The sequence below is a fragment of the Methylobacterium sp. FW306-05-D genome (assembly GCF_058782155.1).
In genome coordinates this window covers 84,666-99,787 of the sequence record NZ_JBYSXL010000003.1, presented here as the reverse complement: position 1 = coordinate 99,787, position 15,122 = coordinate 84,666, and the positions used below count along the sequence as shown (strand labels likewise).

The window sequence follows — 15,122 nt, the reverse complement described above, 5'->3', positions numbered from 1 at the left end:
CTCAGGCGCTCTTGATCACCGATTTGCCCTCGTCGACGACCGCAGGCGGCTCCCGCACCTCGACGCCTTTGCCGACGGTACGACGAGCCCGGAAGGCCGGACGGACCTCGGTCTCCTTCTTCTTGAGCATCGCGCGGTACTCGTCGCGTCGCTCGTGGATCGAGGCGATCACGAGCCCCATCGGAACCCCGACATCGACGAGCACCGCCTCGGACAGCTGAAGCGACGCCTCGATCGTCTCGGGAACGGCATCGTCCACGCCCATCTCGTAGAGCGCCGTGGCATGGCGGGCGTCGCGCGCCCGGGCCACGATGGTGATGTCGCGCCGTTCCGCCCGTGCGGCCTGCACCACCGCCTCGACCGCCCGCGGAGTGTCCAGGGTGACGACGAGGGCACGGGCATTGGCGATGTCGCAGCGGCGCAGCAGCTCCGGATTGGCCGAATCGCCAAAATAGACGGGATTCCCGAGGCGGCGATGCTCCGAGACCCGGGCCGCATCCGCGTCGAGGGCGAGGTACGGGATTTTGTGGCGCACCAGCATCTCGCCGACCAGGCGCCCGACGCGGCCGTAGCCCGCGATGATGACCCGGTTCTGCTGGCGGTCCGGCACCGGCTCCGCCCGGGCCCGTCCGAGCTGCGCGACGGTGAGGCGCTTGCCCAGGCGCCGCCCCAGGACGGCGAGGGCCGGGATCGCGATCATGGTCACGGTGGTGACGATCAGGGCGGCCTGCCCGACCTCCTCGGGCACGAGGTTGCCCGCCAGCGCGCCGCCGATCAGCACGAAGGCGAACTCGCCGCCGGGTCCGAGCAGCAGGGCCGCCTCCATCGCCACCGCCCGCGACAGCTTGAGGACGCGTGCGGCGAGCACGATGACGGCCCCCTTGATCAGGATCAGCGCGAGGGCGAGACCCAGGACCGCTCCCGGCGCCGACATCAGGTGGGCCGGATCGAGGTTCATCCCCACGGAGACGAAGAACACGCCGAGGAGCAGGCCCTTGAACGGGTCGATCGTCGCCTCGATGGCGCGGCGATACTCGGTCTCGGCGAGCAGCAGGCCCGCCACGAAGGCGCCCAGCGTCATCGACAGGCCCGCGGCGGCGGCCGTCACGGCGGTGCCGATGATGACGAGGAGGCAGGCCGCCATGAACAGTTCGGGCGAGCGCGTCCGGGCCACGAGCTGGAACAGCGGCCGCAGCGCCACGCGCCCGACCACCACGATGACCACGATGGCGACCGCCGCCTGGCCGAGGGCGAGGGCGAGGGCGCCCCCGACATCCGCGCCGTCGTTGCGCCCGAGCACCGCGATCGCGAACAGGACGGGGGCGACCGCCAGGTCTTGGAACAGCAGCACCGCGAAGCTGGCGCGCCCCGCCGGCGTGTTCAGCCGCTTCTGATCCGCGAGGACCGGCAGGACGATGGCCGTCGAAGAGAGTGCGAGGGCGAGGCCGACGATGATCGCGGCGGCGAGCGGCACGGAGAGGCAGAGCAGGATCACGCCGATCACGACGGAGGAGGCCAGCACCTGGATGGAGCCGAGCCCGAACACGAGCCGGCGAAGCGTCCGCAGGCGTTCCCAGGAGAGTTCCACCCCGATCATGAACATGAGGAAGATGACGCCGAACTCGGCGAGATGAGCGATTTCCGCCCGGTTCGCGATCGTGAAGATCGAGACCCACGGGTGCGTCTCGGCGAAGCGCCCGAGGCCGAAGGGGCCCAGGAGCGCTCCCGCCCCGATGAACCCGAGTACCGGACTGATGCGCAGCCGATGGAACAGCGGCACCACCACGCCCGCGGTGACGAGGAACAGGATCGCTTCCTTGTAGGAGCCGGCGTGCACGTCCGTCATCGGTTCGGGATGTCTCCTGTGCCGGATCGGGGGCCGGGGCACGGCCCATCCACCCCGACCATGGGCACCGGTGGCGTCGCGGTGCAACAGCGCAGACACGGGGAACCGACAAATTGGCCGGCTGCGACCATTCGGATGGGGAGACCGTGCTGGTCAGCACCGCCGATGCGGCGCAAAAACGGCACAATATGCGCATAACGCAAAGCCTTAACGGACGGTTAAGCGCGCTGCGTCGCGTTTTGAGATACGAGTGCCCCATGCGAAAGACGCCGCCCAACCGCGACGTGCAACGTGAAGCCCGGGAATGGCGCCGGGAATCCGAGCGCTGGACCCACGAGCGGCATATCGAGAAGGGCTACCGCATCAAGTGGGGCTACGTCGCGATCGCCTACCTCGTCGAGTTCATGGTCATCGGCGCCTCGCTCTGGGGTGCATGGCTGTTCGCGGGCGTCTACAGCGACGGTGATTCCCAGGCCTTCTACTTCATGCTCCTGGCCCCGCTGGTCTACGCGGCGGTGGAGCTGTGCCGCGTGCCGCTGGGCATCCTGGCCCGGACGCAGCGCTCCTACTTCATCCGCGCGCTGGCGATCGTCGGCATCATCTTCGCGGCGGGCGTCACCACCAAGTCGGTGTCCCAGCTCGGCGAGATGATGTTCCATCCCCGCCTGATGGACGCCGCCAAGGCCAAGACCGCCCTGAAGGACGCCCAGGCCGACCGCGGCACCATCGACAACCGCATCGCCGCGGCGGACGCGCGCGTGGCGCAGTACACGACCGAACTCGACCAGATCGAGAAGCGCGCGGCGGAGAATGCCAGCCAGCTCGCCGGCCTGCCGGCGCAGCGCTGCGAACGCGTCTACGGCACCAACAGTCGCGGCCAGCGCTATTCCAACATGAAGTGCGTCACCGATCCGCGGACCGCGACCCTCAATGCCAGCGTCGCCAAGGCCGGCTCGGACCGGGGTGCGGTGACGAAGATGCTGGAAGAGGCGCGCAAGGCGCGTGGCGAACTCGACCGCGGCGCGGCCGAGCGCAAGGTCGCGGATGCCGAGCAGGCCTACCGCAACTCGGTCAATCGCTCGCAGCTGCATTCCTTCACGGCGATGGTCTACGGCGTCGACCCGATCGACGTGACCGAGGCGCAGGTCCACGCCTTCCTGCGCATCTTCGTCTTCGTGCCGGCGCTCTGCGCCGCCTTCGCCTCGACGATCCTCGCCCTCTGCGCCGTGTCCGTGCGCAAGACTTTCATGGACGAGGACGATCTTGGCGCCACCGTGGACCCGGCGGCGACCCCCTACATGCTTGATTCCATCACCGACGCCCTGCGCCAGGAAATGGCCCTGAGCCAACCGCGCGGCGTGCCCGATGAGCCTGCGGTCGCGCCCCAGGCGTCCGCCGCTGCGGCGGCGACGACCGCTCCGGCGGCCGCCACCGCGCCCGGCGGGGCCGTGATCCCGATCGATCGTCGCGGCCCTGTCCAGGCCGCCAGCGCGGGAGCCGGCGCATGAGCATCCATACTTCCGGCACCCCCGAGAACGTCGTCCTGGCGCAGAGCGTCAACGGGCGCCTCCGGGCCGAGGCGCGCATCGTCGCCGCACGCGCCTTCCTCTTCCGCTCCCTCGGGGCGGGCGCCTTCCTGCTCCTCGCCGGCGCGGGCGTCGGTGCGGCGTCCTACGGCTACGCCTACATGAACCAGTTCGATTCGGCGGCCGAGAAGATCGCCGCCGCCATGCAGGCCGCCCTGTCCGACGTGACCCTGAAGACCAAGGGTGAGGTCACGCTCACGGACAACGTGCTCAAGCTCGAGGGCGGCCTGCCCAAGGCGGGCGGAGCCCCGACCCCGACGAAGGCGCAGCTCGGCAACGACGCCGCGCCGGCCTCGAAGGCCCCCGTGAACACGACCTTCACGGTGTTCAAGCAAGTACCCTACATGGACGGCCAGATCGTCACCGGCTGGAATTTCCGCGCCAACGAAGATCAGCCGTTCCAGCAATATTGCTACTTCTCGCGGCGCCAGAACGAGGCCAAGGGACAGGTCGAGATCAAGATCGATCTCGCCATGGACGGGAAGACCCTGCCGCAGCCGCAGAAGTCCGACGTCAATCTCGGCATCCTGGCCTCGAACTGCGTCTGGCACGACGGCAAGACCCTCTAGCCTAAGCGGTCCTCCTCGATCGCCGCCGGCGCCTTGCGGGGAGGCCGGCCGCGCTTCAACCCCGGACGCCTGCGTCCCATCCCGCGAGTTCCTCCATGCGCTTCACCGGCACCGCCGACTACGTCGCGACCTCCGACCTCACCACGGCGGTCAATGCCGCCATCGTGCTGGAGCGGCCGTTGCTGGTGAAGGGCGAGCCCGGCACCGGCAAGACGGTGCTGGCCGAGGAGATTGCTAAGGGGCTCGGAGCGCCGCTGCTGACCTGGAACGTCAAGTCGACCACGAAGGCGCAGCAGGGCCTCTACGAGTACGATGCGGTCTCGCGCCTGCGCGACAGCCAGCTCGGCGACCCGCGCGTGTCCGACATCGGCAATTACATCCGTCGCGGCAAGCTCTGGGAGGCGTTCACCGCGCCGGAGCGCCCGGTGCTGCTCATCGACGAGATCGACAAGGCCGACATCGAATTCCCCAACGACCTGCTCACCGAACTCGACCGGATGGAGTTTCACGTCTACGAGACCGGCGAGACGGTCCGGGCCGAGCGACGCCCGATCGTCATCATCACCTCGAACAACGAGAAGGAGTTGCCGGACGCCTTCCTGCGCCGCTGCTTCTTCCACTACATCAAGTTCCCCGACGCCGAGACGCTCAAGGCCATCGTCGAGGTGCATTACCCCGGCATCAAGCACCGCCTGGTGGAGGAAGCCCTGCGGGTCTTCCTCGAGACCCGCGAAGTGCCCGGCCTGAAGAAAAAGCCTTCGACCTCGGAGTTGCTCGACTGGCTCAAGCTCCTCGTCTCGGAAGATATCGCCCCCGAGACGCTGCGCGAGCGGGACGGTCGCAAGCTGATCCCGCCGCTGCACGGCGCACTCCTGAAGAACGAGCAGGATGTCGGGCTGTTCGAGAAGCTCGCCTTCCTGATGCGGCGCGAGCAGCGCGGCGGCTGAGTGGTGCGATCGGGCGTCGCCCCCTGGCCCGGAGCGCCCGCGGGACCCAGATAGGGCGGGCAGCCCGCGCAGGCTCATCTCCAGCGGAACGCTCCCGATGAAACTGAAGAAGCTCGGCCGCACCGGCCTCGACATCTCGCCCCTCTGTCTCGGCTGCATGACCTACGGCGTGCCCGAGCGCGGACCCCATCCCTGGACCCTGCGCGAGGACGAGAGCCGGCCACTGATCAAGCAGGCGCTGGATCTCGGCATCAACTTCTTCGACACCGCCAATGCCTACTCGGACGGCACAAGCGAGGAGATCGTCGGGCGCGCCCTGCGCGACTATGCCGACCGCGACGCCATCGTGCTGGCCACCAAGTGCTTCTTCCCCCTCAAGAGCCAGCCCAATGCCGGCGGGCTGTCGCGCAAGGCGATCTTCGCATCCATCGATGCCAGCCTGAAGCGGCTCGGTACCGACTACGTCGATCTCTTCCAGATCCACCGCTGGGATTACGGGACACCGATCGAGGTCACCCTCGAGGCGCTGCACGACGTGGTGAAGGCCGGCAAGGCCCGCTACATCGGCGCTTCGTCGATGTACGCCTGGCAGTTCGCCAAGGCTCTGTTCACGGCCGACCGCTACGGCTGGACGCGCTTCGCTACGATGCAGGATCACTACAACCTGCTGCACCGGGAGGAGGAGCGCGAGATGCTGCCGCTCTGCCTGGATCAGGATATCGCGGTGCTGCCCTGGAGCCCGCTGGCCCGGGGCCGTCTCACCCGTGACTGGGACGTGCGCAGTGCGCGCCAGGACAGCGACGAGGTCGGACGCCACCTCTACGCATCGGCCGATGCCGCCGACCGCGCCATCGTCACGGAAGTCTCGGCGATCGCGGCCGCCCGGGGCGTTCCGCGCGCCCAGGTCGCCCTGGCCTGGGTCCTGCAGAAATCGGTGGTGACGGCTCCGATCATCGGCGCCTCGAAGCCCGCTCACCTGGCCGATGCCGTCGCAGCCCTCGATCTCGACCTGACCTTCGACGAGATGAGCGCCCTCGAAGCCCCCTACACCCCCCATCCCGTCGTCGGTTTCTCCTGAAGGTCCGTTCCCGCATGCGCCGCCTGATTCTCCTGCGCCACGCCAAGTCCGATCGTCCGCCCGGCATCACCGACCTGGACAGGCCCCTGAACGACCGGGGCAGGCGCGCCGCGCCGCAGATGGGCGCATATCTGGCGGCCGAGGGCCTGATCCCGGACGCCGTCGTGGTCTCGCCGTCCCTGCGCACCCGCGAGACCTGGGAGGCGGTGCGGGCCGCCCTGACGGGGGTCGAGGCCGAGATCGTCCCTTCCATCTACGAAGCGCCGGAGACGGCCCTGCTCGCCGTGGTGAAGGCGGCGCCCGATACCGCGCAGAGCCTGCTGATGATCGGTCACAATCCGGGGCTTCAGGATCTGGCGACGCGGCTCGCCGGCTCCGGCGAGAAGGCCGGACGCCGCCGGCTGTCGCTCGAGTTTCCCACTGCCGCCGTGGTGGTCTTGGATTTCGAGATCGATGTGTGGAGCGCGATCGCCGCCGGCACGGGCCGTCTCGAGCGCTTCGTCGCCCCGAAGGATCTCGACATCGCGGATTGAACCCTTTTCGCCCGGGCGCCGTTGCCCTGGTCCTGATCAAGCTTCGCAGATCCCGTGCTCCTGACCACGCTCCTCGTTCTCACGACGCTGATGCCGCGCCTTGAGGGAGCGGTGGGTGACCTCACGCCCGAGATGTCGCGCTGGAGCGCGGCGCTGGCGGCGTTCGAGGACAGCCCCGTGCCCTTTCCGGTCTTCCAGCCCGAGATCAGGGCCGTCTCGAACTGGCGCTACGAAGCAGCCGCCGGCCTGCGACCCGCCTCGCTCGCTCTGGTCGCACGCTACACGGCCACGGAGCCCGCCTTCGTCGCCCGCTGCATCAAGCTCAACAATTACTGGTGCATCAAGAAGGCCCGCTGGAACGGCGAGATCGGTGCCGATACCGAGGGCCATACCGGCTTCGCCACCGCGGCCGACGGGGCCGACGCGGCGGCCCAGCTCCTCCGGCGCTACTATCGCGCGTTCGGTCGCCGCTCGGCTCTCGCCATCGTTCGGCGCTGGGCCCCCGCCGAGTGCCGCGTCGGCGGTGCGCCGGTCCCGCTCGCCCGCCGGGTGACAGGCGCGAGGATCGCGTCCGAGATCGCACCGCGCGGCATCGGCGGCACGCTGCGGGCTCGCTTCCTCGCCCGCCACCCACGCGGCGGCGTCGCCCGCGCTAGGACCGCCGTACGGGGCGGTCCGCTGCGGATTCAGCCCTGGTCGCCGCTCGCGCGCATGCGCGGGCGTCCGAGCCCGACGCGCGAGGCGGCGAAGGCGGCTCCCCCGGTGAAGCCCGCGATCCCGGCGGCCACGAAATCCGCGCTGCTCGTCCGCCCCTCGGAAATCCTGGTCAAGCCGTCGACGGTCATTGCCAAACCGTCCGTCCTTCTCGTCAAGCCCAATGCCGTCCTCGGCGCCGCGCCGACCGCGCCGAAGCGGACGCCGCCGAAGGTCGGTTCGGTGGCAAGCCTGCAGGAGCGCTTCGTGGCGGAATCCGCCGCGTTGCCGGCCATCGCGGCGGGGCTGCCGAGCCTGCCGCTCCTCGATCTCAGCGTGCCGGCGCCGTTCTGCGGCAACGACGAGACCCGGATCCGCAACTACGCCACGCGGATCGCCGCCAGCGTCGGCGTCAAGATCGAAGACGACCTGAAGCTGTTCGACCTCGAGGGGCGTCCTCTGCCGAACCTGCGCCCTGTGATGCTGGCGATGTCGGGCGTGGAACTCGGCGCTCTGCGTGCGGGGCCCGCCCTGGTCGAGGCCGCCATCGCGCGCCTGGACGCCACGACCCTCGCCACCCTCGGCACGCCGGTCACGACACCCTGATCATCCGGCTTGTTCCCCCAAGCCTTGCGGCGGCGTTCGAGCCGCGCCACCTCATCGGCAACGCCGCGGCGTTCCCGCACCGCCCTCCCTCGCCGTCCCATGAACAGGTTGCCATGAACAGCTTCGCCGCGCGTGCGGGTTCCGCGGTCAAGGCCTTCGCCGAGGCATCCAGCGATCTCCTGATCCAGCCGACCTTGCGGCTCGGCGTCACCGGTCTCGCGCGCTCGGGCAAGACCGTCTTCACCACGGCCCTAATCCACCACCTCGTCGAGGCGCATGCGCTCCCGGCCTTTGCGCCGGCACACGAGGGCCGGCTGCGCCGTGCCCGCCTCGTGCCGCAGCCCGACGACGACATCCCGCGCTTTCCCTACGAGGAGCACTACGCGGCGCTCACCGAGCAGCGCCTGTGGCCGCGCTCGACCGACCGGATCAGCCAGTTTCGCCTCGCCATCGAGTACGAGCGCTCGGGCGGCTGGCGATCCGGACCGGGTACGCTGATGCTCGACGTCGTCGATTACCCGGGCGAATGGCTGCTCGACCTCGCGCTGATCGACCAGAGCTACACCGCCTGGTCCCGCGCCACGATCGCCGGCACGCGTCGCAGCGGCCGGAGCGCGATGGCTGCGCCCTGGCTGGAGACCCTCAAGGGGCTCGATCCGCTGGCGCCCCTCGACGAGGTCGTGGCCGAGCACGCCAGCACGGCCTTCAAGACCTACCTGTCCGCTCTGCGCGCCGGCCCCGAGGCCGTGGCCACCACGCCACCCGGACGCTTCCTCATGCCCGGAGACCTCGCGGGCTCGCCGGCCCTCACCTTCGCGCCCCTCGACAACCTCCCCGAGATCCTGGCCCCGGACAGCCTCGCCGGCCTCATGGAACGCCGATTCGAGGCCTACAAGGCGAAGGTCGTTGAACCGTTCTTCCGAAACCACTTCCAACGGGTCGATCGGCAGATCGTCCTGGTGGATGTCCTGGCGGCGGTGGATGCCGGGCCGGCCGCGCTGGCCGAACTGGAGGAGGCCCTGGATTCGGTTCTCCTCAGCTTCCGCATCGGGCGCAACACCATCCTGTCCCGGTTGTTCGCGCCGCGTGCGGAGCGCATCCTGTTCGCCGCCACCAAGGCCGATCACCTGCATCAGACCAGCCACGACCGCCTCGATGCCCTGCTGCGCCTGCTCGTCTCGCGGGCCATGCGGCGGACCGAGGCGGCCGGCGCGCGGGTCGGCACCGTGGCCCTGGCCTCCGTCCGTGCGACGCGGGAGACCACCGTCCACGACGGGAACGAGATCCTGCGTGCCGTGTCGGGCACGCCCGAGGCGGGCGAGCGCGTCGGCGACGACGTCTTCGACGGCGTGAGCGAGGCCGCGATCTTCCCCGGCGAACTGCCGCCGCGGCCGGAATCCGTCCTTGAGGGAGCTGTGCCGCCCGGCTCCCTGCGCTTCCCGCGGTTCCGCCCGCCTCTGGTGAAGCCCGATGCCCTCGGCAGGCCGGGCGACCTGCCGCAGATCCGTCTCGACCGCGCCATGCAGTTCCTCATCGGCGACAAGCTCGCCTGAGGCTTCCGGGGAAGTTACATCCCATGAGTTCGACCAATCGCCCCCGCGCCTTCCGCATCCCCTCTGCCGCCCCCGAGGAGGCACCCGACGGCGTTGTGCCGCCCCCGGTACCGCCGTCTCAGGTTCGAATCGTCGAGGAGCCCTTCGAGATCGTCGATGCGGCGGATGGGGTGGCGGTACCGGTGGCGCCGAAGGCCCGCGCATCCTGGCTCAGCCTGCTCCTCGTCGCCTTGGGCGGCCTCGTCTCGCTCGGAGTCGGGCTGTCGGTGGAGCGCCTGATCGCCGACCTGTTCAGCGCGGCCCCGTGGCTCGGCGCCGTGGCGCTGGTCCTGCTCGGCGTCGCCACCATTGCGTTCCTGGCCATCGTCGCTCGGGAACTGTCCGGAATCTGGCGCGAGCGCCAGATCGAGCGCGTCCGGGCCAAGGCGATGGCGGCGATCGCCGAGCGCGATCATTCCGCCGCGCAATCCGTGGTCCGCGACCTCTCGGGACTCTACGCCGAACGACCGGCTCTCTCGGCCGGACGCGCTCGCCTCGAAACCCTCGGGGACGCGATCCTCGACGTCGACGACCGCCTCGGGCTCGCCGAGCACGAATTGCTCGCGCCCCTCGACCGTCAGGCCCGGAACGCCATCGCGTCAGCGGCCAAGCAGGTCTCGGCGGTGACTGCTCTCAGCCCGCGCGCCATCGTCGACGTCGCCTTCGTGGTCTTCGCTGCGGTGCGCCTGTTGCGGCGGATCGCGACGATCTATGGCGGCCGGCCCGGTTTCCTCGGCTTCCTGCGCCTGGCGCGAGCGGCCTTCGCCCACCTCACGGTGACGGGAGGCATGGCCGTCGGCGAGAGCATGATCCAGCAGGTGCTCGGGCTCGGGATCGCCGCGCGGGTCTCGGCCAAGCTCGGCGAGGGCGTGCTCAACGGCCTGATGACGGCGCGCTTCGGCCTCGCCGCGATGGCGGTGTGCCGGCCCCTGCCGTTCGTCCGTGAGGCCCCACCACGCCTCGCCGACGTGGCGGGCGAACTCTTGAAGCCCTTGGCGGACGAGGCGAAGGCCTGACCGCTATAGGGTCTTCATGAACCCGGCGAGGCGCATCAGGCCTTCGGGCCACGGACCGTGCCCACTTGCCACGTTGATGTGGCCGGATTCGCCGGCATCCACCACGACGGCGCCCCAGGCATAGGCGAAATCCTCGGCGCGGGCGTAGCTGCAATAGGGATCGTTGCGGCTGGCGACCACGAGGGACGGAAAGGGCAGGGGATCGCGGGGGACGGGAGCGAAGGCCGTCACGCTGGCGGGCAGGTTCGGCGTCGTCTCCACATCCGGGAAGGCAACCAGAAGGGCACCGCGCACGGCCCCCTCCCTGAAGCCCGGCGCAGCCTGGACTGCCGCGACCACGCCGAGGCTGTGCGCGATCAGGACGACCGGGCGGGTCGCGGTGTTGACCGCCTCGGCGATCCGGGTTCGCCAGGCCTCCGCATTCGGATGGTGCCAGTCATCCTGGACGACTATCCGCCCCGTCGAAAGCCTCTCTGCCCAGCGCGCCTGCCAGTGCTCGTCTTCGGACCCGGCATAGCCCGGCAGGATGAGGATTTCGCAATCGGCAATCTTCATGGCTCACCCGATAACGGGTTCATTTTGCAGCGTCGAGGGTCGTGAAGGTCGGTTCTCGGAACTCGTGGCTCGAACGACGAGAGGAGCGGCACGGATCGCGTGCCGCTCCTCTCTGTCGAGTCCGACCGGCGGCCCGGCCTCTCAGTGGGGCTTCGAGGCCGAAGACTGGGGCGAGGGCGGTGTTGCGGTGGCTGGCTCTTCGCCGCCGGTCGCACGCTGCACAGCTGCGTTCAGGTTCTCGGGGTCGAGGGCGCTGGCGACGAATTCGCGGCCGCGATGCGTGACGTCTCGCGCGTAGCGCAGGCCCTGATCCCGGACCTCGTCGGCCCAGGGGCCGACGTTCTCGTCCTCGGTGCGCGTGCGCGGCAGCAATGCACCGATGAGAAGGCCGGCGGCGAGACCGACGACACCGACCAGGAGCGGATGTTCGGACACGAAGTCCTCGACCGCGGACCGGCCGTCCTGGAGGCGGGCGCTGCCTCGCTCGCTCAGGTCGCTGATCCGGCGGCGTCCTTCCTGCTGAGTGTCGGAAGCCCAACTCCGGGCATCGTCGTAGGCGTCCGATGCACGCTCACGCAGGTCCTGGACCTTGCCGGAGACCTGCTCCCGGAGATCGCCTGCGGTCTCGGCGGCCCGATCGCGCAGATCACCGGCCCGCGCCTTCACCTCGTCGGCCGTGGAGGAACCATGGCTGCCCTCCGCGTAAATGCTGTGCGTCTGCGTGCCGGTGTGATGAAGACCCGGGCTCGGCACATCGTGCAGGGAGCCTTCGGACTGGTGACCGCGCGGTATGCCGGCGGCGAGGGCGATGTCGTCGGGGAGCGAGCGGTGCTCGTCACCGGGTTTCTGAGTCGAACTCATGGGATACTCCTGAGGGTCGGCGAAGGCCACGGGGGCCGGATCGGGTCTTTTGGGATCGGCCGGAACGGCTCAGATCTGGGTCTCGCTCGCGAGCGGGGCGACGGGGTGCTGGGTCGGGAGATCCGGGTCGTAGACGCGGTCGGCCCCGGTTTTCGTCACGGGCAGACCATCGGCGGCGAGGCGGGCACGCCGACGCAAAGCCGGGCTGGTCTGGTTCGTCGACATGCGGTGGACGAGCCAGCCGACACCGGCCGCGATGAGCAGCACCGGGATCGGATTGCGCCGAACCGCCTCCAGGGCCCCATCATAGGCACCGCTGAGCGGTGTACGCCGGGCGTTGCCCAGCATCTCGTCGACGATACTGGAAACCGACAGTCTTTCCTGGATCTGGTCGATCGTCTGATCGAGGCGGGCGCGGCTCGCCTCGATGTCCTTCTCGAGTTCGTTAAGCGATTCGGTCATCCCGAGACCCTCTCAGACAAAGTACGGGCGTCTTCGCGGACCTGTCGGGTCGTCCGGACGGGGGCGAGGGTCGAGAGCGACATGGCGTTCCGCCCGATCAGGGCCAGGGCCACGGCCACCACGAGGAGGACGCCGCCGACGATCAGCGCGGCCAACGCCTCGGAATGAACGACGGTGGCGAGCCACTTCACCAGCGCGTCCACGAGGACGAAGAGGGCGACGACACCGAACACCGCGGCGCCGACCAAGAGGCCGAGGCCGATGAACAACGCCCGGACGTTGCTCGTCATCTCGTTGCGGAAGAGGGCGATCTCCTTCCGCGCGAGTTCGTTGGTCTCCCGCAGGGCATCGCCGATGAGGCCCTGGATGCTGGATTGAGGACCGGTGGTCATCGCGCGGTCCTCAGAGACGGTGTTGGTTCGGGTAGGAATCGTTCAGGGGTGCGGCGCTCGTCGACTTGATGAAGCGGGCGACCACGAAGCCGGTGAGGAAAGTGGCGACCGCCACGGCGACCGGTGCGCGGCGCGCGAAGGCCTCGGCCTCCTCGTAGAACTCCGAGAAGCTGCGCTCCTCGATGGAGGCGCCGAGATGCTCCAGGCCATCGGCGGCGCTGTCGAAGAACGCCCGAATGTTCGGCTGTGCCTCGAAGGTCTTGCTCGATTCCCGCACCGACTTGGCGAGGTCCGTCACCGAGCGCGCGGCATCGCCCTTGCGCTGGTCGACATAGTCGGTCGCATGCGAACGAGCCGCCTCGACGAAGCTGCGGCCACGCTCGGCCGCCACGTCCGCGATCCCCTCGACGTCGCCGCGCAGGGCCTTCCAGTCAGCCGTCGGGTTCGCCGGCTCCGCGCCCGTGGGACCTGGGGATTGGTTTGCGGTCACGGTGATACTCCTCGGCACGAGATGGAAAGAACTGCGATTTGCGACGGTTAAACAGCAGCCGGAGAGGCAGGGTTCCGCCTTCGCTCGCACGCACCCAAAAGGTCCGGCCGGGCGTGCGTCAGGCGGCGTTCAGGTCCGGTCGTGCATAACGGGGAAGCTTGGCCGTGGGGGCATCGTCAGAGGTAACGGGTAAGGTCCGCAAGATGCGGCGCCGTGCGGCGGAATTGGGCGGGAGGTGTTTCGGTGGGGCTTTGTTTGCCGTGAACCCGGGACATTCAGGTCTTGACCCGGGTCCATCGAACGCGCTTGGCTGCACCGACGGATCGCGCTCGGCTTCCGCGCGTTCACCCAATGTATCATTCTGGTCGCGCGCAATTCTGCGCGAGGCCCATGAGGACCGGAGCCGGCTTCGTGGCACGTCTCGTCATCGTATCGAACCGCGTTGCAGTCCCCGAGGAAGGGGGAAAGGCCGTCGCGGCCGGCGGCCTCGCGGTCGCCGTCAAGGAGGCCTTCACGGCCTATGAGGGCCTGTGGTTCGGCTGGAGCGGCAATGTCGTCGAGAACCCCTCCAGTGAGCCGACGCTGATCGATCGAGGCCATATCAGTTACGCCGTGGTCGATCTGTCACCCCAGGATCACCGCGAATATTACAGCGGCTTCGCCAATCGGGCGCTGTGGCCGATCATGCATTATCGGCTCGGGCTCGGGGCGTTCTCGCGTTCCGACTATGCGGGGTACCAGCGGGTCAATCGCATCTTCGCCCGCGCACTGGCGAACCTCGTCGAGCCCGACGACATCATCTGGGTGCACGACTACCACCTGCTGCCCCTGGCTTCCGAGCTCCGCGGTCTCGGAATCGCGAACCCGATCGGCTACTTCCACCACATCCCCTGGCCGGCCGCCGACGTGTTCAACACGCTGCCTGCCAGCGGCGACCTTCTGCGCGGGATCGCGGATTACGACCTGATCGGCCTGCAGACCGATCCGGACGTCCACAACCTGACCCGTAACCTGATCGATGAGCTGCGCGCGATCCCCCTCGGCGGCGGATCGCTCATGGTGGACGGGCGCCGCACGCGCATCCGCAGCTTCCCAATCGGCATCGATGTCGCCGGCTTCAGGGAGGCGGCCGAGAACGCGGGTTCGAACCGGACCGTGCGCGAGACCATGGCGGGCCTGCGGACGCGCAAGCTCCTCATCGGCGTGGACCGCCTCGATTATTCGAAGGGCGTGCCGGAGCGCATGGAGGCGGTGGACCGCTTTTTCGCCTCGAATCCCGACCAGCGCGGCAACGTGGTATACATCCAGATTACGCCGAAATCCCGTACCGAGGTCCCGGAATACGAGGAACTGAGCCGTGAGGTGAACGAGACCGTCGGGCACATCAACGGCACTCTGGGCGAACCGAACTGGACGCCGATCCAGTACGTGACCAAGGCCTATCCGCGGCCGGTCCTGGCCGGGCTCTACCGGGCCGCCCGGGTCGGTCTCGTCACGCCGATGCGAGACGGGATGAATCTCGTCGCAAAGGAATATGTGGTGGCGCAGACCGAGGAGGACCCCGGCGTCCTCGTGCTCTCGAAATTCGCCGGCGCGGCGCGACAATTGCCTGAGGCCCTGCTGGTCAACCCTTACGACCGGTTCGAGGTCGCCGAGGCGATCCGCACGGCCCTCTACATGCCGCGCGGCGAGCGTCTCGAGCGGTGGAAGCCCATGGTCGATCGGATGACCCGCGAGGACGTCGACTGGTGGGCACGCAACTTCATGGCGGAACTCGAGAACTTCCGCACGATCGAGCGCGAGCCGCCCCGCACCGCAGCCGCTGCGGAATGATCTTCAGGCGTCGCCCGGCGGCGCCCAACTCCGGGACGGCAACAGCTTCTTGATCGCTTCTGA

The 15,122-nt window shown here is 69.1% G+C and carries 15 protein-coding genes; 9 read left to right on the top strand and 6 right to left on the bottom strand.

Annotated elements, in window-relative coordinates; translation table 11 throughout:
- Position 1 precedes the first annotated feature (1 nt).
- Complete coding sequence (locus tag AC3WLN_RS02595) at positions 2 to 1,846, bottom strand: cation:proton antiporter domain-containing protein (RefSeq protein WP_492479345.1); 1,845 nt, start codon at positions 1,844 to 1,846, stop codon at positions 2 to 4.
- Between the two features lie 257 nt (positions 1,847 to 2,103).
- Between AC3WLN_RS02595 and AC3WLN_RS02590 the strand changes: the two genes are divergently transcribed.
- The 8 genes from AC3WLN_RS02590 (at position 2,104) to AC3WLN_RS02555 (ending at position 10,466) form a co-directional block, all read left to right on the top strand.
- Entirely contained in the window at positions 2,104 to 3,354 is a 1,251-nt protein-coding gene (locus AC3WLN_RS02590) for an ATPase (protein WP_492479344.1), read from the top strand.
- A complete protein-coding gene (locus AC3WLN_RS02585) occupies positions 3,351 to 4,001 on the top strand; it encodes a hypothetical protein (protein ID WP_492479343.1) in 651 nt (216 codons plus the stop codon). The genes AC3WLN_RS02590 and AC3WLN_RS02585 overlap by 4 nt, the downstream gene beginning before the upstream one ends.
- 95 nt (positions 4,002 to 4,096) lie before the next feature.
- On the top strand, positions 4,097 to 4,948 hold the full coding sequence (locus AC3WLN_RS02580) for an AAA family ATPase (RefSeq protein WP_492479341.1): 852 nt from the start codon (positions 4,097 to 4,099) through the stop codon (positions 4,946 to 4,948).
- Positions 4,949 to 5,045: 97 nt separating this feature from the next.
- Positions 5,046 to 6,026 (top strand): aldo/keto reductase, encoded by a 981-nt coding sequence (locus AC3WLN_RS02575; protein ID WP_492479339.1) that lies wholly within the window; start codon positions 5,046 to 5,048, stop codon positions 6,024 to 6,026.
- A 14-nt stretch (positions 6,027 to 6,040) separates the two neighbouring features.
- Positions 6,041 to 6,559 (top strand): SixA phosphatase family protein, encoded by a 519-nt coding sequence (locus AC3WLN_RS02570; RefSeq protein WP_492479337.1) that lies wholly within the window; start codon positions 6,041 to 6,043, stop codon positions 6,557 to 6,559.
- Between the two features lie 54 nt (positions 6,560 to 6,613).
- Positions 6,614 to 7,858: a hypothetical protein gene (locus AC3WLN_RS02565; RefSeq protein WP_492479336.1), complete on the top strand. Its 1,245-nt coding sequence runs from the start codon at positions 6,614 to 6,616 to the stop codon at positions 7,856 to 7,858.
- Between the two features lie 113 nt (positions 7,859 to 7,971).
- Positions 7,972 to 9,411, top strand: a complete 1,440-nt coding sequence (locus tag AC3WLN_RS02560; RefSeq protein WP_492479335.1) for a YcjX family GTP-binding protein — start codon at positions 7,972 to 7,974, stop codon at positions 9,409 to 9,411.
- Between the two features lie 23 nt (positions 9,412 to 9,434).
- Positions 9,435 to 10,466, top strand: a complete 1,032-nt coding sequence (locus tag AC3WLN_RS02555) for a YcjF family protein (protein WP_492479334.1) — start codon at positions 9,435 to 9,437, stop codon at positions 10,464 to 10,466.
- A gap of 3 nt (positions 10,467 to 10,469) precedes the next feature.
- Here the strand turns inward: AC3WLN_RS02555 and AC3WLN_RS02550 are convergent, their stop codons facing one another.
- From AC3WLN_RS02550 to AC3WLN_RS02530, 5 genes are all read right to left on the bottom strand, one after another.
- Positions 10,470 to 11,021: an RBBP9/YdeN family alpha/beta hydrolase gene (locus AC3WLN_RS02550; protein ID WP_492479332.1), complete on the bottom strand. Its 552-nt coding sequence runs from the start codon at positions 11,019 to 11,021 to the stop codon at positions 10,470 to 10,472.
- Positions 11,022 to 11,162: 141 nt separating this feature from the next.
- Positions 11,163 to 11,912, bottom strand: coding sequence for an ElaB/YgaM/YqjD family protein (locus tag AC3WLN_RS02545; RefSeq protein WP_492479331.1), 750 nt, complete (start codon positions 11,910 to 11,912; stop codon positions 11,163 to 11,165).
- Positions 11,913 to 11,951: 39 nt separating this feature from the next.
- Positions 11,952 to 12,344: a DUF3618 domain-containing protein gene (locus AC3WLN_RS02540; RefSeq protein WP_492479330.1), complete on the bottom strand. Its 393-nt coding sequence runs from the start codon at positions 12,342 to 12,344 to the stop codon at positions 11,952 to 11,954.
- Entirely contained in the window at positions 12,341 to 12,736 is a 396-nt protein-coding gene (locus AC3WLN_RS02535; RefSeq protein WP_056475805.1) for a phage holin family protein, read from the bottom strand. Before AC3WLN_RS02535 ends, AC3WLN_RS02540 begins: the two co-directional genes overlap by 4 nt.
- 10 nt (positions 12,737 to 12,746) lie before the next feature.
- Positions 12,747 to 13,226, bottom strand: coding sequence for a hypothetical protein (locus tag AC3WLN_RS02530; protein ID WP_492479328.1), 480 nt, complete (start codon positions 13,224 to 13,226; stop codon positions 12,747 to 12,749).
- 411 nt (positions 13,227 to 13,637) lie between these two features.
- Here AC3WLN_RS02530 and AC3WLN_RS02525 point away from each other — a divergent pair, with 411 nt between their 5' ends.
- Positions 13,638 to 15,059 carry an alpha,alpha-trehalose-phosphate synthase (UDP-forming) gene (locus AC3WLN_RS02525; protein ID WP_463775172.1) on the top strand — a complete coding sequence of 474 codons (1,422 nt, stop codon included), beginning with the start codon at positions 13,638 to 13,640 and terminating at the stop codon, positions 15,057 to 15,059.
- Positions 15,060 to 15,122: the final 63 nt, after the last annotated feature.